We start from the raw sequence: 21,179 nt of genomic DNA, 5'->3' as shown, positions 1-21,179 counted from the left end.
ATTCACGAGGTGAAGGGCCAAGGCTGTAGCAATGTCCGAAGATGATATCATCCTTTCCGAACTGGCCGACGACGAACTCGTGCTTCAGATGCACGACGATCTTTATGACGGTCTCAAGGAAGAAATCGAGGAAGCGACCCGCATCCTGCTCGATCGCGGCTGGCAGCCTTACGAGGTTCTGACGGAAGCGCTGGTCGAAGGCATGCGAATCGTCGGCGAAGACTTCCGCGACGGCATCCTGTTCGTTCCGGAAGTGCTGTTGTCGGCGAACGCCATGAAGGCGGGCATGTTCATTCTCCGCCCCTTGCTCGTCGAGACGGGCGCGCCGAAACTTGGCAAGATGGTCATCGGCACCGTCAAGGGCGACATCCACGACATCGGCAAGAACCTCGTCGGCATGATGATGGAAGGTGCGGGCTTCGACGTGATCGACCTCGGCATCAACAATCCGGTCGAAAACTATCTCGCGGCGATCGAAGAGCACCAGCCGGATATCGTCGGCATGTCGGCGCTTTTGACGACCACGATGCCCTACATGAAGGTCGTGATCGACACGATGAAGGAAAAGGGCATTCGCGACGACTTCGTCGTTCTCGTCGGCGGCGCACCGCTGAACGAGGAGTTCGGCAAGGCTGTCGGCGCTGACGCTTATTGCCGGGATGCGGCAGTGGCTGTCGAAACTGCCAAGGAATACATGAAGCGCCGCCACAACCAGGCTCAGTCGGCCTGATATCGCCGGTCAGACTGAGAGACGCTCAATAAAAAAGGGCCGCACGGTGGAGCGGCCCTTGGCAAGCGTGGCCGGAGCGATCCGGCGCGTCATCTTAGTAGGTTGCAGCAGCGTCGACGTTGGCAGCAGCAGACTGCGTGGCGTCAACCGTGTTGGCCATGTCTGCACCGGCGCCGCGAATCGTGTTGCCACATGCGCTGAGCGAGAAGATCGCTACGAGAAGGATGGCTGCGCGGCCGAGTGTTTTGGAAGTCATTTTCTGTCCCTACTCTCAATGGGCGCCCCCGGCAGGGATGCGCGTCGGTTAAGCAATGACGCAGAAACGCATGAAAGTCGAAAAGGTTCATTTGATTGCGTGCGGCGCGCTCGCTCGTGAGATTATGGTTATCCGCGAGCAATCGGGGCTGACGCATCTCGACGTCCACTGCCTTCCAGCCATCTGGCACAATCATCCGGAGAAGATCGCGCCGGGCGTCAAAGATGCCATCGGCAAGGCTCGGAAGGCCGGCTTTACACACATTTTCGTGGCCTATGCCGATTGCGGCACGGGTGGCGCATTGGACAAGGTGCTCGCGGAAGAAGGCCTGGCGCGGATCGCAGGCCCCCATTGCTATGCTTTCTTCCTGGGCAATGCCGTGTTCGAAGCCCGAGGCGACGAGGATATGACCTCGTTCTTCCTGACGGATTTCCTGGCTCGGCAATTCAAGGCGTTCGTCATCGAGCCGTTGGGGCTCGATCGCCACCCGGAGCTGCGCGACGCCTATTTCGGTCATTACGAGAAGATCGTCTATCTCGCACAGACCGACGACGCCGAGCTCGACGAGAAAGCCCGAGAGGCTGCCGACAGGCTTGGGCTTGCCTATGAGCGACGTCTGACGGGCTATGGCGAGCTTGCCGATGCGGTGCTGGCGGCCGGCGCACCACCACAATTTGCGTCACGTCGCATTTGATCCATTGCGACGTCGCGGGGCAGCCAGCGGCACGCCCGATTCCCAATCACAGTCATTTCCAAGGAGCATATGCATGGCCGACCGCATCGTCGTCTACTGGCGCGACATCCCGGCGCAAGTCATCGTGAAAAAGGGCCGCAAGGCTGCAAAACGCGAACTTTCGCTGAGATTTACCGAGGCCATCGACATGTGTGCGATGCGCTCGGGCGCCCATGGCACGGACGACTACCTTGCCGATTGGCGCAAGGGCGACCCGCAGGCCGTCTCCGACGATCTCGAAGCCGAGGCGGACAAGGCCGCGGCCGAGCTGGAAGATACATATACGCGGGAGCGGCTGGTCGCTCTCGTCAAAGCAGGCGGTTCGGAAAGCGATACGGCTTCTTGAAGAGCCGATCGACCGCAGCCGCTGGAATAGGGAAAGCAGCATGAACGCGGTCATCGGATTGAAGCAGCATCAAAGTACCCATATCGCCGCCTCGATCGAAGTGGCGCCGAAGCAGGCCATCGAATCCGACGACCTGCCCGGCCTCTTTCCGCAAGGCACCCGCGTCTACATCACCGACATCGGCACCGCGACCGGTGAGATGGTCGCTGCCGCAAGCCGCGTCCGCAGTCTCGGCTACGAGCCGGTGCCGCATTTTGCCTGCCGGCGCCTGACCACGCGGACAGCGCTGACCGACCGCGTCGAGCGCCTGTCCCGCGAAGCCGGCGTAAGGGATGCGCTCATCATCGGCGGAGGGCTCGAGCGCCAGGCGGGCGAGTTTTCATCGAGCATGGAAGTTCTCGAAACTGGTCTTTTCGACCGCTTCGGCTTCACCGATCTCGGCGTCGCGGGCCATCCTGAAGGCAGTCCCGAATTCAACGAGGAAGTGGCGCTGCATGCGCTGCGCCTGAAGAAATCCTTCGCTGAGCGAACTGGCGCGCGCATGCGCATCGTCACCCAGTTCGGCTTCGATGCGGAACGCTTCATCGACTGGAGCGAAGGCCTGCGCACGGAAGGCATCGACCTTCCGGTGCATCTCGGTGTCGCCGGCCCCGCCAAGATCACGACGCTGATCAAATATGCCGCCCTTTGCGGCATCGGCAATTCGGTGACGTTCCTCAAGAAGAATGCGCTGGCGCTGACGGCGCTCGCCACCAGCCACTCACCGGAAACGGTCGTGGGACCAATCGAGCGGCATGTTGCGGCCACGCCTCACTCGGCGATCAAGCAGATTCACGTCTTTCCCTTCGGCGGCCTGAAAAAGTCGGCCGAGTGGCTTGAACATCGTGGCTCTTGGGATATAAAGACATCTTTATATCCTTCTATGCCTCTGACAGCGGAACGTTGATTCCGATCTTTCGCTAATCAGACGGCACAGGCCCGACCGAGGAGCATCCATGTCGCGCACCATCATCGCATCGGCGACCCGTGAGATCATCATGGGCTTCGACCAACCCTTCTGCGTGATCGGCGAACGCATCAACCCGACCGGCCGCAAGAAGCTCGCGGCCGAGATGGTGGCCGGCAATTTCGAGACGGTCATAAAGGACGCGCTCGAACAGGTCGCGGCCGGCGCCACGATGCTCGACATCAATGCCGGCGTCACCGCGGTCGATCCCAACGCGACCGAGCCGGACCTGCTGGTGCACACCCTGCAGATCGTCCAGGATCTGGTGGACGTCCCGCTATCGATCGACAGCTCCGTCACTGCCGCCATCGAAGCCGGTCTCAAGGTCGCCAAGGGCCGTCCCCTCGTCAATTCCGTGACGGGCGAAGACGAGAAGCTCGAAGCGATCCTGCCGCTGATCAAGAAATACGACGTCCCGGTCGTCGCCATTTCCAACGACGAAACAGGCATCTCGGAAGATCCGGACGTGCGTTTCGCCGTCGCCAAGAAAATCGTCGAGCGCGCGGCCGATTACGGCATCAAGGCGCATGACATCGTCGTCGACCCGCTGGTCATGCCGATCGGCGCGATGGGCACAGCGGGCCTCCAGGTCTTCAAGCTCGTTCGGCGGCTGCGCGAAGAGCTTGGCGTCAACACGACCTGCGGCCTGTCCAACGTATCCTTCGGCCTGCCGCACCGTCACGGCATCAACGCCGCCTTCATTCCCATGGTGATCGCGTCCGGCATGACCTCGGCCATCATGAACCCCTGCCGTCCGCAGGAGATGGAAATGGTGCGCGCCGCCAATGTTTTGAATTCCACCGATGCCAATTGCTACAACTGGATCATGAAGTATCGGGACCACACGCCGTCGGCTGCGGCGGATGCAACGTCTGCCGGCAACACGGTTGCGGCTTCGGCCGGCGGCCGGCGCCGTGGTGGCCGTGCAGCCCGCATGGGAAGCTGATACTCTTCTTTTGCTCTGGGAGGAGCTTTAACCGCTTTCGGCCATTGTCGATGTGCCAAGGAAACAGGACCCCTCCCCGATGACGCGTTCTCGTTCACGCAAGACACCAGCAGTTCCGGTCGGTGCCCACGCCGATCTCGCCACACTTGCGTTCACCGCACCGTTCGTCATCGCGTCGCGCATGACGGGCATGTGGCTGAACGTGCTGTCGCCCACGGCCAAGGGCGACCGTGAAAACTCCATGATGGTCAACGAAAAGGTGCTCGCCGGCTTTGAAAGCATTGCGGCGATGAACCTGTCGATCGCCAAGCAGATGACGGATGCCGCGATGGCGCCCCTTTCGGGCATGACGCCGCGCCAGTTCGATCCGCAGCTGGTGTTTGCCGCATCGCTTCGACCCTACGCCAAGCGCGTCACCTCCAACGCGCGGAGACTGAGCAGGAAATCGTGAACGCACACGCAAAGCCCGACCACCTTGTTCTCTTCATGCCATCCGGCCGTCGCGGGCGCTTTGCGCCCGGCACGCCGGTGCTGGAGGCCGCGCGCGAACTCGGCGTCTATGTCGAGAGCGTGTGCGGCGGTCGCGGCATTTGCGGCCGATGCCAGGTGGAGGTCCAGGAAGGCCGGTTTGCCAAGCACGGCATCACCTCCTCCGTCGATAACATCTCCGCGTTTTCGCCGAAGGAAGAGCGCTACGCCGAGAAGCGTGACCTCAAGGAAGGCCGCCGCCTCTCCTGCTCCGCGACGATCCAGGGCGATCTGGTGGTCGACGTTCCGCAGGACGTCGCTATCAATGCCCAGGTCGTTCGCAAGGATTCCGACGGTCGCGTCATCGAGCGCAATCCGGCGATCCACATGTGCTATGTCGAGGTCGAAGAGCCGGACATGCACAAGCCGCTCGGCGACCTCGACAGGTTGAAGGTCGCACTGGAGCGCGACTGGGGGGTCAAGGATCCTGACGTCGACACTCATCTGCTCGCAACCGTCCAGAAGACCCTGCGTGAAGGCAACTGGACCGTCACGGCTGCGATCCACCGTGACCAGCCCACCGATCGACCGCGCATCATCGCCATCTATCCGGGCCTCAAGAACGAAGCCTACGGCATTGCCTGCGACATCGGTTCGACGACGATCGCGATGCACCTCTCCTCGTTGCTTTCGGGCCGCACGGTTGCGTCGGCAGGCGCGTCGAACCCGCAGATCCGCTTCGGCGAAGATCTGATGAGCCGTGTCTCCTACGTCATGATGAACCCGGACGGCCGGGAAGCGATGACCACGGCCGTTCGCCAGGCGCTGAACGAGCTCATCGACAAGGTCTGCGCCGATGGCGGCATCGAGCGGTCCGACATCCTGGACGCGGTCTTCGTCGGCAACCCGATCATGCATCACCTTTTCCTCGGCATCGACCCGACCGAGCTCGGCGGCGCGCCGTTTGCGCTGGCCGTTTCCGGCGCGGTATCGCTCAAGGCCTCGGAAATCGACCTGCCGATGAATGCTGGAACGCGCGTCTACGTGCTGCCCTGCATTGCGGGCCATGTCGGCGCGGATGCAGCGGCCGCCACGCTGACCGAAGGCCCGCATCGCCAGGACGAGACGATGCTGCTCGTCGACATCGGCACCAATGCGGAAATCGTGCTTGGATCGTCGGCACGGGTCGTGGCCGCGTCCTCGCCCACCGGCCCCGCCTTCGAAGGCGCGGAAATCTCCTGCGGCCAGCGCGCAGCTCCCGGCGCGATCGAGCGCGTACGCATCGATCCGGAAACTCTCGAGCCGCGCTTCCGCGTCATCGGCATCGACGCATGGTCCAATGAGCCGGCGTTCGCCGAAGCAGCCGGCGACAAGAAGATCACCGGCGTTTGCGGCTCCGGCATCATCGAAGTCATCGCCGAGATGTATCTCGCGGGCATCATCTCCGAAGACGGCGTGATCGACGGCGCGCTCGCCGCGAAAAGCCCGCGCATCGTCGAAAACGGCCGAACCTTCTCCTACGTGATCCAGGAGGCCGAACCGCGGCTTATGATCACCCAGACCGACGTGCGCGCGATCCAGCTAGCCAAGGCTGCACTCTATGCTGGCGTAAAGCTCTTGATGGACAAGCTCGCCATCACCGAGGTCGACCGCATCGGGCTTGCCGGCGCGTTCGGCTCGTTCATCGATCCGAAATACGCCATGGTGCTCGGCCTCGTGCCGGATTGCGATCTGGACAAGGTGAAGGCCGTCGGCAATGCTGCCGGTACCGGTGCTCGCATGGCCCTGCTCAACCGCGACCATCGCCGCGAGATCGAGCGGACCGTCACGGAGATCGAGAAGATCGAGACCGCGCTCGAGCCTAAGTTCCAAGACCATTTCGTCGCCGCCATGGCCTTGCCGAACAAGATCGATCGCTTCCCCAAACTCAGCGCCGCCGTGACGATGCCGCCACGCAAGACGCTCGGTGATGCGGATGGCGACGACGGTGCAACCCGCCGCCGCGGCGGCAGAGCGGGCGGACGACGCGCGCGGGGGTGACGCGTCTCAAAGCTTCTCGTTCAGCGTCGCCAGCGTTGCCCGCAGATGGTCGGCTGCGGCGAGAACCGGGGCGGATGCGTTTGGCGCGACGACCATGATGATGTTGTAGGTGCCGAGCTCCGGCAGCCCGTCCTTGGCACTCAGACAGACCAGATCGTCGGCAACGAAGGATTTGGGCAGCGGCGCGATCGCCAGATCGGCGAGAATCGCGGAGCGTTGGCCGGCGGTGTGCGAACTCATATAGGCGATCCGGTACTTGCGGCCCTCGCGGCTCAGCGCATCGAGCGCACGCAGGCGCCAGGCGCACCCCTCTTCCCACATCGAAACGGGCAGCGGATCGCGCAGATGGGCCGAGCCCCCGCGCGCACCGGCCCACACGATGTTTTCGGTAAGCAGCACCTCAGAGCCAGCAGGCGTCTGCACGCTCGAGCAGGTCATCAGCGTCAGGTCGAGCGTCCCGTCGTCGAGCCGCTTCTGCAGATTGACGCTCTGGTCGATCACGACATCGACGGCGATTGCCGGATGGGTTTCGGCAAAACGCTTCAGCACATGGGGCAAGACCCGCTCGCCGTAATCATCCGGCGAGCCCAGACGCACGACGCCTGAGATATCCGGCGTGATAAACTTGGACACCGCCTCACGGTTGATCGCCAGCAACTGCCGCGCATAGCTGAGCAGGATCTCACCATCGCCGGTCAGCGTGACATTGCGTGCATCGCGAATGAACACCGGCCGCTTCAGCGTCTCTTCCAGCTTCTTGATCTGCATGGAAACCGCTGACGGGGTCCGGAAGACGGCATTGGCCGCCGCCGAGAAGCTCTTTGTCTCCGCAATTGCAACGAAGGTACGCAGAACATCGAGCTCAAGAGTTGGCAGTGGATGATTCAGCGGAGCGTTCATGATCAATTTCTCTTCACATAGAGATCACTTCATTTCGATTGATTGAACTCCAAGCCACGATCATAGTCAACATCAAGGGTCGCGACCTTTCGAATATTGAACCCGAAAGGAACCCAAAAATGGCCTATCATCATCAAAACGACGCCCTTGGCGGCGTCTCCGCCTGGATTTCATCCATCTTTGCCGACATCGGACGCCGGTGGGCCGACAAGCGAGAGCGAGCGCGAAAGGCGTGGATGCGGCACCTGACAGAGGTGGAGATTTCCCGTCTGCCGCCGGAAGTGCGCAAGGACATCGGTTGGCCGACGCGGCACTTCGACTGACATGATCGAACCGCCGTTTAGGGCGCACCTAAATTTCGAGGTGCGCCCGCTTCACAGCCATGGGGTGCTATGCCAAATTCTGCGGCGCAACGCCTGATGCGTCGTCGGCTGGCGAGCCGAGGCCGTCGGCCCCACTGGATTGCCGTCATGGCCAGCACACAGAGCCGCATCAAGCGGTCCATCGTCTTCTTTCTCGTTCCCGATTTCTCCATGCTGGCCTTCTCCACCGCGATCGAGCCGCTCAGAATCGCAAACCGCATGCTCGGTTACGAATGCTACCGCTGGCGCCTCGCCTCCACGGAGGGCCAGCCGGTCTGTGCCTCGAACGGCGTCGAGGTTGCCGTCAACACGTCGCTCGCCGATGAGCGGCGCCACATGACCGGCGAGATGAAGCCATCCATGGTGTTCGTGTGTGCGGGCGTGAACGTAGAAAAATTCAACAACAAGACGGTCAATGCCTGGCTGCGCGAGGAATATCACCGCGGCATCGCCGTCGGCGGTCTCTGCACCGGCGCCCATGTGCTGGCGAGTGCCGGCCTGCTTTCCGGCAAGCGCTGCGCCATCCATTGGGAAAACCTGCCTGGCTTTGCCGAGGCGTTCCCGAAGGCCGATGTCTACGCCGATCTCTACGAGGTCGATTCCAACCTCTACACCTGCGCGGGCGGCACCGCCGCGCTCGACATGATGATCAACCTGATCGGCGAGGATCACGACGATACGCTCGTCAATCGCATCTGCGAGCAGGCGCTGACCGATCGGGTGCGCTCTCCACACGATCGCCAGCGGCTGCCGCTTCGGGCACGCCTCGGCGTCCAGAACTCCAAGATCCTCTCCATCATCGAACTGATGGAAGCGAACCTCTCCGAGCCGCTGTCGCTGATCGAGATCGCGCGCTATGCCGGCCTGTCGCGGCGCCAGATCGAGCGGTTGTTCCGTCATGAAATGGGGCGCTCGCCTGCCCGCTATTACCTGGAAATCCGGCTCGACCGCGCCCGCCACCTGCTCGTCCAGTCCACCATGCCGGTCGTGGAAGTGGCCGTCGCATGCGGGTTCGTGTCGGCCTCGCATTTCTCCAAATGCTACCGCGAACTCTATGGCCGCTCGCCCCAGCAGGAGCGTGCGGATCGCAAGCTGCTCCTGAACGCAGCCTGACGGGACATCGGGCGGCGCGATCGTCGCACCGCCCGATACTCATTGAAGCCTACTCCGCAGGCAGCGGCAGCGCATCCACCTGTCGCGCACGACGCCTGCCTGCCCAGTCACCCAGCAAGAGCAGGATCGGCGCTGCGATGAAGATTGACGATGTGGTGGCCACCACCACGCCGAACACCATCGGGATCGCGAAGTTTGCGACCGAGTTGCCGCCCCAGATCGCCAGCGGAAGGATCGCCAGGAATGTGGTCAGCGAGGTGAACACGCATCGCAGCAGCACCTGGTTGATCGACATGTCGATCACGTCGCGCAGCGGCATCTTCTTGTAGAGCCTGAGGTTCTCGCGCATCCGGTCATAGACCACCACCTTGTCGTTCACCGAATAGCCGATGATCGTCAAAAGCGCGGCAATCGCCGTCAAGTTGAAGTCGAGCCCCGTCAGCGCGAAGAAGCCGACGGTCTTCGTCGTATCCAACACCAGCGTCGCGATCGCACCGACGGCGAAGTACCATTCGAACCGCCACCAGATGTACACGAGCATGGCTAGGCTCGCGAGCACGACGGCAATCACGCCGTTGCGGGCAAGCTCGCCGCTCACCTTCGGCCCGACGACTTCGGTCCGATCGACGCTCGAGCCCGGATCGAGCTCGGCCATCTTGGTGCGTACCTGGTTGATGGCAGACGTCTGCGCCGCCTCCCCGCCTTCCTGCCGCGGCAGGCGCACAAGCACCGATTGGCCGTCACCAACCGTCTGGAGAGAAACCTCACCCAGTCCGAGCTCGCCGAGGCCCGACCGCAGAGCCGCAAGATCCGTCGACTGCGAGGTCGAGACCTCCGCCTGGATTCCGCCCGTGAAGTCGATGCCGTAGTTCAGGCCGGGCTTCATGAAGAGCACGATCGAGGCGATCGACAGGAAGATCGACATGCCGATGCCGAGATAGCGTGCCTTCATGAAGCGGAAATGCGTCTCGCGCGCCTTGAACCGGAATGGCGAGCGGATCGTCAGCGTCTTCAACTTGCGCCGGCGAACCACCTCCGTCATGGCGATGCGCACGACGGCGACCGCCGTGAACATGGACAGCACGATCCCGATCAGCATCGTGACCGCAAAGCCGCGCACCGGCCCCGTTCCGAACATGAACAGGAGCAGTGTCGCGATCAGCGATGTCACATTGGCGTCGACGATGGTCGAATAGGCCCGGTTGAAGCCCTGGTCGAGCGCCGCGAAAGCGCTTTTGCCGCGCGCGGCCTCCTCCTTGATGCGTTCGTTGATCAGGATGTTCGCATCGACCGCGATGCCGATGCCGAGGATGATGCCGGCGAGGCCAGGCAACGTCAGCGTCGCGCCGAGGAAGCCGAGAGCGCCGAGCGTGAGGATGACGTTGAGCAGGAGTGCGCCGCTCGCAATCAGGCCCCAGCCGCCATAGAGCCCCACCATGAGGCCGACGACCAGCACGAAGCCTGCGATGCCGCTAATGATCCCCGTGCGAATGACATCCGCCCCGAGGTCTGGCCCGACGGTGCGTTCTTCGATGACGGTCAGCGGTGCGGGCAGCGCGCCGGCCCTCAGCAGTGCGGAAAGCACGACCGTGTCTTCCACCGTGAAGGAACCGCTGATCTGGCCGGAGCCGCCGGTGATCGGCTCGCGGATGACCGGAGCGCTCAGCACCTTGCCGTCAAGAACGATGGCGAAGGGCCGGCCGACATTCTTCTGGGTGATCTCCGCAAAGCGTTGCGTGCCGACGCTGTCGAAGCGGAACGAGACGAGCGGTTCATGCGTCCGCTGGTCGAAGCCGGCGCGCGCATCGACGAGCCGTTCGCCGCTGAGCGCCACGCTGTCTTCGATCGGATAGGAGTTGCCCTCCTCATCCTGAAGCGTGCTGATGCCCGGGCCGCTCTGCGAACCAGCGACCATGTGGAAGGACATCTGCGCGGTCGAGCCGAGCAGTTCGCGCAACCGCGTCGGGTCCTGAAGACCGGGCAACTGGACCATGATGCGGTCACTGCCGACGCGCTGGATTGTCGGCTCGGCGACGCCCACCTGGTCGACGCGCTGGCGCACGATCTCGAGGCTCTGGTCGATCGCCTGGTTGATGCGATCGTCAAGACCAGCCTGGCTGAGTGTCAAGGTAAGCTGCGTTCCGTCGCGGGCGACGAGGATGTCGTTCGTCGGCGTGAAGCCGCCTGTCTGGACAGGAGTGGCGAGGCCCGAGACGAGGGCTTCGACCCGGCCGGCCATTTCGGCATCCGGTGTTTCGATCACGACAGCATCACCCTGCAGGCGGGGCGTTATGCCGGAGATCTGTTCCTGGCGCAGCAGGCGGCGCGTTTCGTCCTGAAGCCAGGTCAGGCGGTCGTGTTTCAATGCCGGCGCATCAACTTCCAGAACGAGATGCGATCCGCCCTGCAGGTCGAGGCCGAGCGTGACGTGCTGGTTCTGCAGCCAGTTGGGAAGCATGCCGAGCTTGTTCGGCGGCACGAAATTGGGAAGCGCGGCGATCAACCCGCAGATGATGATCAGGGAATAGATGGCGAGTTGCCATTTGGGCGTACGCATGGATGGATCCTTGCATGCACCGTCATCGCCGCAGGGCAAGTAGCCCGCAGCGAGATCGTTCGGTGCAATTCCGTCAAAGGGTGGCGGAGGTCAGGATCGTGGCAGGCGGCGCCCGCGCATCGGCGTGAGACGCAAGTCGGGGACGGTGGACCGACGCAAGCATTGCTGCGCCGACCGCATGGTGGAAAATGTCAGAGTGCTGATCGGGCAGCGTGGCCGATGCAAGGTCGGGCGGAGAGCCGTCCTTGCCATGGTCGTTGCTGCGCGGCTGGATCGCGTAATGCGACGTGGCGAGCAGCGGATCGAATTCAAAGGGTGTTCCCGGCGCTGCCTCGGAGCCGATGGCTGCGAGGCGGGGCAGCGGATCGATACGCGACTGCTCGACCGCAAGCAGCGAGAAGGCGAGCGCAAGCGTCGCTGCGAAAAACGCACCGACGGCAGTCGTCCAGCCCTGCTTGCGAGGAGTCTCGTTCATTTCAAACGTCGCGCTTCGTCGGAACACGCATCACATAGCGCTTCGCGAGCCCGCTGCCAAGGAAGCACCTCACTCAGGGCACGCTCCATATCTGCCTGCGATCATTCCAGATCCGCTCCCCGATCAGGCAATCGACGTCGCTGGCCGGATTGGACGCCTGGGCAGAAATGACAGGCGGGACATCCCTCGCCTGCCGCAGGTTCGTGAACCCAACGGGATCAATCGGATCGCCGGGCATCGCTCCAGCGAGTTCCAGCACCAGCTTGCGCCGCACCGCCTGCGGAAATTCCTGCCAGGAGGTCACCGGGATGACGAAGGCACCGCCTCCGCCGATGACACAGTCGGCGAAATAGCCATCGAGATTGTCGATCGCATAGCCCATCGTCTCGCCGGGCGCGTTGGTCATCAGGGGCAAGCCGTTGATGGTGATGCCGGCTTCGACCGCTCGATCACGGGCAAGTGTCACCGGAGCGCCCTGGTTGTTCGGCCCATCGCCGGAAATATCGATCACCTTGCGCAGGCCTTCGAACGCATTCTCGTCGAAGAGCTGCGACGAGAAGCTGATCGCTCCGGAAATGGACGTGCGGCGGAAATGGCGCGGTGTCCCGCGCTCCAGCGCATCGGCAAAGGCATGGGCGGCTTCGGCGCTGTCGATCAGCGTCCATGGGACGACGATTTCCTGCGAGCCCATGCCGGCCCATTCGACGTAGGTCACAGCGACGCGGCCGTAGCCGCCATAGATGATCGCCTCGATCACCTCTTCGGAGCGAAAGGCGCTCGCATAGCCATCGCGCTGGATAATCTGCTCTTCGAAATCCATCGACCAGGACGCGTCGACGGCGAGAACCAATTCGACATCGACGGTGTTGTCTTCCTGCGCGAGTGCAGGCGATGGGAGACCCGATCCAAACGTGTGAAAACCCAGCGTCAGCGGAAGGGCCCACAACCAGCCTCTGATTGTGCCCGGCATGCCCTTCTGTGATTGGACAGACAAGCGCATGCCGGAAGCATGCCTGAAGGCGAGGTCACCGCAAAGGGTGCAACCCGCTTATCCTCAGGCCCGCAGTTTCACATTCTCGGCATCATAGGGGCTCTCGGCGATCACCCGCGCCTGATGAATCCGACCCAAGATCTTGATTTCAAGAGCGGTTCCTTCAGCCGCACAGTCGGGCCTGACCATGGCGAGCGCAATCGACTTTCCGATGCGGAAGCCGAAGGCGCCATGGGTAGCGCGGCCGACGAGCTCGCCGTCCCGGTAGATCGCTTCGTTGCCGCGCGCATCGGCATCGGTCACGCCATCCACCTCAAGCGTCACGAAGGTCCATTTGAGGCCGGCATCCTTCGCCTTGACCACGGCATCGCGGCCGATGAAATCGCCCTTCTCCGGCTTGATGAAGCGATCGAGCCCGGACTCGTAGGCATTGTATTCGATGGACAATTCCCGCGGGATCAGACGGTAGGATTTCTCCACCGCCATGGCGGTCATCGCGCGGATACCGAACGGCTTAATGCCGAATTCGGCGCCCGCCTCCATGAGCCGGTCGAAGATCGCGATCTGCTGCTCGATCGGGTGATGCAGTTCCCAACCGAGCTCGCCGACGAAATTGACCCTGAGCGCATGCGCCGTCGCCGCCCCGACATTGATCGCCTTGCCGGAAAGCCAGGGGAAATCGGCATTGGCAAGGCTGGCACGGGTCAGTTTCTGCAGCACGTCGCGCGAGCGCGGACCGGCAAGGACCAGCACGCCCCACTGGGTCGTCATCGGCATCATCTGCACCGAGCCATCTGTCGGCAGCAGCTTCATCAGGATGTCGTGGTCGTGCGCCTCATAGGCGCCGGCCGAGACGAGATAGAAGCCCTGCGGCTGGCGATAAACGGTGAATTCGGAACGAACGCCACCGTGCTTCGTCAACAGATGGCAAAGCGCGATACGGCCGATCTTCTTCGGCACAGCATTGGCGAGGATGGCGTTCAGCCAGGCCTCCGCGCCGGGGCCGGAAATCCAGCACTTTGCAAAAGCCGACATGTCGAGAACGCCGACATTCTCGGCGACGTTCTTCACCTCGTTGCCCACATGCTCGAAATAGTTGGAACGACGGAACGACCAGCGCTCCACGATCCGTCCGTCCTCGAGCGGCGCTGCGTGATTGTGATTGGTCAGGACATCGACGCCGACGCCGATCTCTTCGGCAGGCACCGCATAGCCTTCCGGCGCGAACCAGTTCGCCCGCTCCCAGCCATAGACGGACCCGAAGACCCCGCCGAGGCTCTTCAGCCGGTCATAAACGGGCGTCGTCTTCAGCGGACGTGCGGCACCGCGCTCCTCGTCGGGATAGTGCATGGTGAAGACGTTGGCATAGGCTTCCTCGTTCTTTTCCTTGAGGTAGCCTTCGGTCGCATAGGGACCGAACCGGCGCGGGTCGACGCCCATCATGTCGATGGTCGGTTCGCCGTCGACGATCCATTCGGCGAGCTGCCAGCCGGCACCGCCCGCGGCCGTGATGCCGAAGGAATGGCCCTCATTAAGCCAGAAATTCTTGAGCCCCGGCGCCGGGCCGACAATGGGCGAACCGTCCGGTGTATAGGCGATAGCGCCGTTATAGACCTTCTTGATACCGACTTCGCCGAAGGCCGGAACGCGCGTGATCGCCGTCTCGATATGCGGCATCAGCCGGTCGAGGTCTTCCTGGAAGAGTTCGTATTCGCTGTCGGCACTCGGGCCATCGACATAGCAGACCGGCGCGCCCTGCTCGTAGGGCCCGAGCAGCAGGCCGCCATTCTCCTCGCGCATGTACCAGGAGCTGTCGCTCTCGCGCAGGACGCCCATTTCGGGAAGCCCCTGCTTGCGCCGCTCGACGATCGCAGGGTGCGGCTCGGTCACGATGTACTGGTGCTCGACGGGAATGACCGGCACGTTAAGGCCGACCATGGCACCGGTGTTGCGTGCGAAGTTCCCCGTCGCCGAAACGACGTGCTCGGCGACGATGTCGCCCTTGTCGGTGCGTACAAGCCAGCTGCCGTCCGGCTGGTTCTCGATCGCGGTCACCGTCGTGTTTCGATAGATCGTGGCGCCTCGGTCGCGGGCACCCTTGGCCAGCGCCTGCGTCAGGTCGGCCGGCTGGATGTAACCGTCATCGGGATGCTGGATCGCGCCCAGGATGCCGTCGGTCTCGCAAAGCGGCCAGATCTCCTTGACCTCTTCGGGCGTCAGAATGTTGAGCGGCACGCCGATGGTCTCGGCAATGCCCGCATAATACATGAACTCGTCCCAGCGATCCTTGGTGCGCGCAAGGCGGATGTTGGACACTTTGGAGAAGCCGACATTCATGCCGGTTTCCTCCTGAAGTTCCTGGTAGAACTTCACCGAGTATTTGTGGATCTGGCCGACCGAATAGCTCATGTTGAAGAGCGGCAGCAGGCCCGCCGCATGCCAGGTCGAGCCGGACGTCAGCTCCTTGCGCTCGATCAGGACGCTGTCTGCCCAACCCTTCTTTGCGAGATGGTAGAGCGTCGACACCCCGACGACGCCGCCCCCAATGACCACCGCGCGCGCTCTGTCCTTCATTGATTCTGAACCCCGATATCCGAATTGTCGTCACGCCTTGAGGCGATGGATCGTGCGTCCGAGTGGGCCACACGTTTGACCGACTATGCAAGGGCTCTGAGCCGCGCAACAGCCTGTTTGCGACACGCCGATCGATAGGCGCGACGAGCTTGCGACGAAGGTCCGTTGCCGGGCTTCCCGTTGCCGCCTTTAATCCTGAAGTGGCGGATGTGGGACCATTCGGAGAGCCATGATGCAACGGCGCACATTCTTGGCGACGAAGGCTTGGGCTGATGTCGACTGCACTCTTGTGTCCGCAAGGCGGCTGGCCGGTTTCGTCGCAGCGATGATGAGCCTGTGCGCATTGCTCACGCCCGCGACCGCTCAGGCGCAGGCGCAGGCGGAACCGGCCCCAGCAACACTTAGCGGGCGTTGGAGCGGCACGTACACCTGCTTACAGCCCGAAAGCTCCACCTTCGAGCTGACCTTATCCACTGGCGACACCGGCCCGACGGGCCTCTTCACGTTCACCCTGCCCGACGGCCGAGAGGGCTCTTACGCGGTGCTTGGCAGACAGGCGGCCGATGGACGTTTCATGCTTCTCCCATCCGACTGGGTGGAACGACCGAGCGGCATCCAGGCGCTGACGCTCCAGGGCAGCATGCACGACAACGGCTTGGTGATCAGCGGCACAATGCCGGGATGCGGCGGAACCGAGAATTTCGTGGGACGGCGTCTCGACGAGAGCGGAGCGCAGACCCAAGCTTCGGTCGACTTCGATTTCGCGCCGGTGTCGGGTGGCGCGGCGGCCGGCACGTGGCGCGGCGAAATCGTATGCGGTCCCAGGCAGCGCCCGGAAACCGTGCCGCTTACCGCAACGATCTTGCAGGACGGCGAAGGTCTTGTCGCCAAACTTGCCTATGACGGCCCAGTCTTCCCGCCCTCCCCCGTGATCATGACAGGCAACGTCATCGGCACGACGGTCGGCCTGCAGCAACTGATGAAGCTCGACAATTCGAATCGCAGCCTGAAGGACGTATCAGCGCGCCTTGATGCCGCAGGGCAGACGCTTGCGGGGACCGTGGGCCAGAACGGTGCACGATGCCGCGACTTCCAACTCACGCGAACCGGCGATCCGCAGATGCCGGATGTTGGTGCGGCGCTTGCCGGCAATTGGGCGGGCGCGACGGACATTTCGCCGATGGACCGCCTGGAAACGAGCTACCTTCTCGTCCTCGCCCATAACGGCAAAGCTCTCCAGGGCGAACTGCGGCTGGGGCATCCGGCAAACCGCCCCGTCGCCGAACAGGACAAGCTCGTCATTTCTCTTGCCCCGATCCACGCCGAGGGCGCTAAGATCGTCATGGCGCCGATCGGCGCGCGGCTCGCCGAGGGTATTCACCGCCCTCAGAATTCCCAAAGCGCGGTGCATCGCCACTGGCTGATCGTGATGCCGGAAACAGTCGGCGAGGAACTTGGCGTTCGTGTCGTGCAGGGAGGCCGTTTTTCGGAAGAGATCAATCGCGTTGCCGAATTAGGCGATCGACATGCGCGGTTTTTCCGGAGAGTGGATGCTGCTGTACAATCCGCCATGACAAGCGGAGAAACGCCTCCGAAGCGGTTCGGACCGGGTATCGGTGGCGCCTTTGCAGCGGCCTCGTCAATGCAGCGCCAATGCCAAATGCTCGCCGATTGGGCCGCACCGTTCAATGGCGACGACCTGGACCGGCAGAGCGTCGAAAACGCGCTGAAAGCCTTGCTGCCGATCTTCGAAGACAGCGTCTTCGAACCGGTTTTCGGCCTGCCCTATATGTTCATGACCGATCCGGTGGAACGCCGGGAGATCGGCTTCTTCCTGCAGCGCGATTGCCCGCGACGGTTCGGCATCGAGATCGCAAACGTCGCCTCCATTGCTCATGCCTTCACGCTGCAGAACGCTTATGCAGGCATCACCACGGCGATGATCGACCGTCGGGAGTCGGTCGCCTGGATCGACGCCACGGTCAAGGAATTGAGCGCCATGGGCGAAGATACGGCGGCAGAGACGCGTCTTGCTACAATTCGCCTCGACGCCGCAGATCGGCTGGACGACGTGACCGCCGAGGAAGCGGCGCGCTTCGAGACCGCCTATGCGGCGCGCAGGGACCGTATCGAAATAGGCCTTTTGTTCGATCGCATCGCCCGCGCCGAAGCCATGACGGACGATGAAGCGACGCTCGCGGAATTGGCCGAAATCGTCGAGGCCGTTGCACAATCTCCAATGGAAGGTGACGAGCATCGATCGGCAATGGAGAGGATCGGCACAAAGGCTGCCCAGATCACCGCGCCCTTGATCGCCGCCATACGCAGCGAGGAGGCGGAATTGGGGATGAACCTGGCTGCGCTCTCGGCGTTGAACGGGCTGGAGCAACGCACGACCTTCCTGACCGATCTGCGTAACCGCGGGTTGCCGATCGCCGGTGTCTCGGAACTGTCGATGGAGCTTTATCAGACGCGGAATAGCCTGCTGGACAGCATGGAGGTTGCCGGGGAATTCCAGGCCTATCTGACTACGATCGAGCCGGGCGACAATGCCCGCATGCGCGTGACCAACGCGGCCTATCTCTACCTGACGCCGGAAGAACTGGCCGGCGGCGCGCCGTTTTACGCCCAGATGCTGGAAACGACGATCTTCTCGCTGGAACAGGCATCGATGGAAATCGTCGACTCAAGCGGCCCAACGGCGGTTGATGCGGTCGGCTCCAGCAATTCGGGTCAACCGAGCGCCAAGGACATGGCGATGGCCATCCTTGCCCACTACCGGCAGGGAACAGCCAACTTCAATGGGATGGGAAGCATGTTTCCCGACGATCCTTTCGGTCAGCCCAACCCGTTGAACATGATCGGTGAAGCGATGAACCAAGTGATAGGCGAAGTGAACCTAACGCTTGCCTATTTTGAGAAACTGGGCTGCGCGTCGGCAAGTGGAGCCGGCCAGGCGGGCTACAATTGCGATTACATTGCAGAGATCAGAACCGACAACGCGATGCTTGGTATGGTTCTGCCACAGGCGGAGATACGCAATTCCGGGCGATTTACCGCCGCGCGCGGTGGCTGGATGTACCTGCCAGACCTCGAATAGACGCGCAGCTTCAAAAACCGGAGCCGGGCTTTTCCAGGTAACGTTGCTCCGCCGGCGTCGAAGTTCGACCAAGGATCTGATTGCGGTGAGGAAAGCGGCCGAACTCGACGATGACGTCGCGGTGTGCCTGGGCGTATTGCGTGTAGGTCTCGTCGCCGAGCTCGCTGATCATGCTGACGGCACGGTTCTGGTCGGCAAGGTTTTCCGAGTGTTCGAACGGCATGTAGAAGAACACGCGGCGGTCATCCGCGACGGCCTTGTCGAGCCCGGCATCGACCGCACGGCGCGCTTCCCGCAGCGCGAGGCCGTCCGTCGCAAAGGCAAGCGGCGTGTCCCGGTAGATATTGCGGGGAAACTGGTCGAAGACGATGATCAGCGCTAGCCGCGCATCTGCGTCGACACGCCAGCCATCAAGGATGCGCCGAGCAAGCGACAGATGCGTGGCAGCGAATTTTTCGCGAATGATTGCATCGGTTTGATCGCTTTTCTTGAACCAGTCTTCCGGCGTCAGCGTGTCGAACCAGAAATCGAGGATGTCCACGGGCGTTGCCATCGATCCCGCTTCGTCGCTTGGTGCAGACTTGGCACTCATGCCGGCTTCTCCTCTTCAGCCAACCGGAGAAGCATCGTACCCTCGCTGACCTGTGCACCCTCGCGGTGGAAGATTTCCGCGATCACACCGGCCCGTGGCGCCGCAAGCGTCATCTCCATTTTCATCGCTTCCATCACGACCAGGATATCGCCCTTTTCGACCGGCGCATCCGCACCCTTGAAGATTTGCTTGACCACGCCAGGCATGGGCGCGCGCAGCACGTCCTCGCCCGCACCTTCGTCCTCTCCAGCATGGAGTTCGTCGACGATCGTGAACTCGGCAACCGCATGATCTCGAATGATCGCGATGCGGCCGCTTCCCTGAACCACACGAATGGTCACCGCATGCGCGCCGTCGACCAGCCTGAATACACCCTCCCCCGCTTCGATCAGCTGAAGGTCGACCGGCGGATCGTCCTCTTCGGCAACACGGTAGCGATCCTTGCCGAGTTGCGCGACGCGCAGGCTCCGCTGCTCGCCAGCTTGGGAAAGCACAACGTCCCGTTCGGGCGCGCCCCACAGAAGCCAGGGGCCCAGATCGTCGAAAGGATCGCCGCTCTTTCGAGCCTGCATTCCGGAAGCCAGTATGGCAGCAGCGGCCCGCGCCATCGGCGATGGGCTTGGCGTTGCCGTCAATTCTCCAAGCTCGCGATCGATCAGCCCGGTGTCCACCTCGCCTTCCGCGAAACCAGCGTGGGACGCAAGCGCATGGAGAAAATCGAGATTGGTGACGGTGCCGACGATTTCGGTCTGCACGATCGCATCCTGCAAACGCGAGAGTGCCTCGGCGCGATCGGCCCCGTGTACGATCAGCTTGGCGATCATCGGGTCGTAGAAGGGCGTGATCGCATCGCCAGCGGCAACACCACTGTCGACCCGCACCGACGCTTCCGGAAACTTCAGATGCGCGATGGTCCCGGTGGCTGGCATGAAGTTCCTGGCCGCATCCTCGGCGTAAAGGCGCGCCTCGAATGCCCAGCCATGGATCGACAATTCGTCCTGCCGCTTCGGCAGCGGTTCACCGGCCGCCACACGCAATTGCCATTCGACCAGATCGAGCCCGGTGATCATTTCGGTCACCGGATGCTCGACCTGAAGCCGCGTGTTCATTTCCATGAACCAGAAGCGGTCCGGCCTGAGGCCCTCGGACGCATCGACGATGAATTCCACCGTGCCCGCACCAACATAATCGATCGCCTGCGCGGCCTTCACCGCTGCCTCGCCCATGGCGGCGCGCATTTCGGCTGTCATGCCGGGCGCCGGCGCTTCCTCGATCACCTTCTGATGGCGCCGCTGGAGCGAGCAATCGCGCTCGAAAAGGTGCACGACATTGCCATGGCTGTCGCCGAAGACCTGGATCTCGATGTGGCGCGGTTTGGCCACATATTTCTCGACCAGCACGCGATCGTCGCCGAAGGAGGCGCGCGCTTCGCGCTTGGCCGATGACAGGGCATCGGCAAATTCCGCTTGCCGGTCCACGCGCCGCATGCCCTTGCCGCCGCCACCCGCCCGCGCCTTGATGAGCACGGGAAAACCGATCTCGTTCGCCTTGCCGGCGAGGATTACCAGCTCCTGCGCGTCGCCATGGTAACCGGGAACGACCGGCACCTTGGCCCGCTCCATCAGCTGCTTTGCGGCATCCTTGAGCCCCATGGCGCGGATCGCCTTGGCCGATGGCCCGATGAAGGAGAGGCCCGCCGCTTCGACCGATTCGACGAACTCGGCATTCTCCGACAGGAACCCGTAGCCCGGATGGACCGCTTCGGCGCCGCTTCTGAGCGCGGCCGCGACGATCGCATCGGCGCGTAGATAGCTTTCCGACGATGGCGCCGGGCCGATGCCCACTGCCTCGTCGGCAAGCTTGACATGCAGCGCATCGCGGTCTGCGTCTGAATGAACGGCAACCGTCTTTATGCCGAGCCGGCGCGCCGTCTTGATGACCCGGCAGGCGATCTCACCACGATTGGCGATCAGGATTTTTTTGAAAATAG

The 21,179-nt window shown here is 62.7% G+C and carries 18 protein-coding genes; 10 read left to right on the top strand and 8 right to left on the bottom strand.

The window, feature by feature from the left end; translation table 11 throughout:
- The first annotated feature begins 31 nt into the window (after window positions 1-31).
- On the top strand, window positions 32-730 hold the full coding sequence (locus PU133_RS08930) for a B12-binding domain-containing protein (protein ID WP_126009705.1): 699 nt from the start codon (window positions 32-34) through the stop codon (window positions 728-730).
- Between the two features lie 94 nt (window positions 731-824).
- Here PU133_RS08930 and PU133_RS08925 read toward each other — a convergent pair whose 3' ends face one another.
- Window positions 825-986: an entericidin gene (locus tag PU133_RS08925; RefSeq protein ID WP_126009703.1), complete on the bottom strand. Its 162-nt coding sequence runs from the start codon at window positions 984-986 to the stop codon at window positions 825-827.
- 70 nt (window positions 987-1,056) lie between these two features.
- On the opposite strand from PU133_RS08925, the gene PU133_RS08920 reads away from it, so the two are divergent.
- From PU133_RS08920 to PU133_RS08895, 6 genes are all read left to right on the top strand, one after another.
- Window positions 1,057-1,680: a DUF1638 domain-containing protein gene (locus PU133_RS08920; protein WP_404864341.1), complete on the top strand. Its 624-nt coding sequence runs from the start codon at window positions 1,057-1,059 to the stop codon at window positions 1,678-1,680.
- A gap of 73 nt (window positions 1,681-1,753) precedes the next feature.
- On the top strand, window positions 1,754-2,065 hold the full coding sequence (locus tag PU133_RS08915) for a virulence factor (RefSeq protein ID WP_404864340.1): 312 nt from the start codon (window positions 1,754-1,756) through the stop codon (window positions 2,063-2,065).
- 40 nt (window positions 2,066-2,105) lie between these two features.
- Window positions 2,106-3,011, top strand: a complete 906-nt coding sequence (locus PU133_RS08910) for a methylenetetrahydrofolate reductase (RefSeq protein WP_404864339.1) — start codon at window positions 2,106-2,108, stop codon at window positions 3,009-3,011.
- Between the two features lie 49 nt (window positions 3,012-3,060).
- A complete protein-coding gene (locus PU133_RS08905) occupies window positions 3,061-4,017 on the top strand; it encodes a methyltetrahydrofolate cobalamin methyltransferase (RefSeq protein WP_404864338.1) in 957 nt (318 codons plus the stop codon).
- Between the two features lie 79 nt (window positions 4,018-4,096).
- Complete coding sequence (locus tag PU133_RS08900) at window positions 4,097-4,468, top strand: hypothetical protein (RefSeq protein WP_404864337.1); 372 nt, start codon at window positions 4,097-4,099, stop codon at window positions 4,466-4,468.
- Window positions 4,469-4,503: 35 nt separating this feature from the next.
- On the top strand, window positions 4,504-6,525 hold the full coding sequence (locus tag PU133_RS08895) for an ASKHA domain-containing protein (protein WP_404864488.1): 2,022 nt from the start codon (window positions 4,504-4,506) through the stop codon (window positions 6,523-6,525).
- Window positions 6,526-6,531: 6 nt separating this feature from the next.
- Here PU133_RS08895 and PU133_RS08890 read toward each other — a convergent pair whose 3' ends face one another.
- Window positions 6,532-7,425 carry a LysR substrate-binding domain-containing protein gene (locus PU133_RS08890; protein ID WP_404864336.1) on the bottom strand — a complete coding sequence of 298 codons (894 nt, stop codon included), beginning with the start codon at window positions 7,423-7,425 and terminating at the stop codon, window positions 6,532-6,534.
- Between the two features lie 119 nt (window positions 7,426-7,544).
- On the opposite strand from PU133_RS08890, the gene PU133_RS08885 reads away from it, so the two are divergent.
- On the top strand, window positions 7,545-7,748 hold the full coding sequence (locus tag PU133_RS08885; RefSeq protein WP_404864335.1) for a hypothetical protein: 204 nt from the start codon (window positions 7,545-7,547) through the stop codon (window positions 7,746-7,748).
- A 147-nt stretch (window positions 7,749-7,895) separates the two neighbouring features.
- A complete protein-coding gene (locus PU133_RS08880) occupies window positions 7,896-8,900 on the top strand; it encodes a GlxA family transcriptional regulator (RefSeq protein ID WP_126009688.1) in 1,005 nt (334 codons plus the stop codon).
- 49 nt (window positions 8,901-8,949) lie between these two features.
- Here PU133_RS08880 and secD read toward each other — a convergent pair whose 3' ends face one another.
- The 4 genes from secD to PU133_RS08860 form a co-directional block, all read right to left on the bottom strand.
- The gene (gene secD / locus PU133_RS08875) at window positions 8,950-11,457 is read right to left on the bottom strand and encodes a protein translocase subunit SecD (RefSeq protein WP_404864334.1); all 2,508 of its coding nucleotides are present in this window, start codon (window positions 11,455-11,457) and stop codon (window positions 8,950-8,952) included.
- 73 nt (window positions 11,458-11,530) lie between these two features.
- Complete coding sequence (locus PU133_RS08870) at window positions 11,531-11,932, bottom strand: hypothetical protein (RefSeq protein WP_404864333.1); 402 nt, start codon at window positions 11,930-11,932, stop codon at window positions 11,531-11,533.
- Between the two features lie 73 nt (window positions 11,933-12,005).
- The gene (locus PU133_RS08865; protein WP_404864332.1) at window positions 12,006-12,902 is read right to left on the bottom strand and encodes a DUF1194 domain-containing protein; all 897 of its coding nucleotides are present in this window, start codon (window positions 12,900-12,902) and stop codon (window positions 12,006-12,008) included.
- A gap of 84 nt (window positions 12,903-12,986) precedes the next feature.
- Complete coding sequence (locus PU133_RS08860) at window positions 12,987-15,497, bottom strand: FAD-dependent oxidoreductase (RefSeq protein WP_404864331.1); 2,511 nt, start codon at window positions 15,495-15,497, stop codon at window positions 12,987-12,989.
- A 574-nt stretch (window positions 15,498-16,071) separates the two neighbouring features.
- Between PU133_RS08860 and PU133_RS08855 the strand changes: the two genes are divergently transcribed.
- Window positions 16,072-18,597: a hypothetical protein gene (locus PU133_RS08855; protein ID WP_404864330.1), complete on the top strand. Its 2,526-nt coding sequence runs from the start codon at window positions 16,072-16,074 to the stop codon at window positions 18,595-18,597.
- 10 nt (window positions 18,598-18,607) lie between these two features.
- Here the strand turns inward: PU133_RS08855 and PU133_RS08850 are convergent, their stop codons facing one another.
- Together PU133_RS08850 and PU133_RS08845 are read right to left on the bottom strand one after the other, a co-directional pair.
- Window positions 18,608-19,189 (bottom strand): DUF924 family protein, encoded by a 582-nt coding sequence (locus tag PU133_RS08850; RefSeq protein WP_404864329.1) that lies wholly within the window; start codon window positions 19,187-19,189, stop codon window positions 18,608-18,610.
- Window positions 19,186-21,177 carry an acetyl/propionyl/methylcrotonyl-CoA carboxylase subunit alpha gene (locus PU133_RS08845; RefSeq protein WP_404864487.1) on the bottom strand — a complete coding sequence of 664 codons (1,992 nt, stop codon included), beginning with the start codon at window positions 21,175-21,177 and terminating at the stop codon, window positions 19,186-19,188. Before PU133_RS08845 ends, PU133_RS08850 begins: the two co-directional genes overlap by 4 nt.
- Between the last annotated feature and the right edge of the window lie 2 nt (window positions 21,178-21,179).

Origin of the sequence: Georhizobium sp. MAB10 (assembly GCF_045012825.1) — a bacterium.
GTDB classification, from domain to species: Bacteria; Pseudomonadota; Alphaproteobacteria; order Rhizobiales; family Rhizobiaceae; genus Georhizobium; species Georhizobium profundi.
Note: the sequence above shows the minus strand (reverse complement) of the source record. Positions and strands in the feature narration are given on the sequence as shown.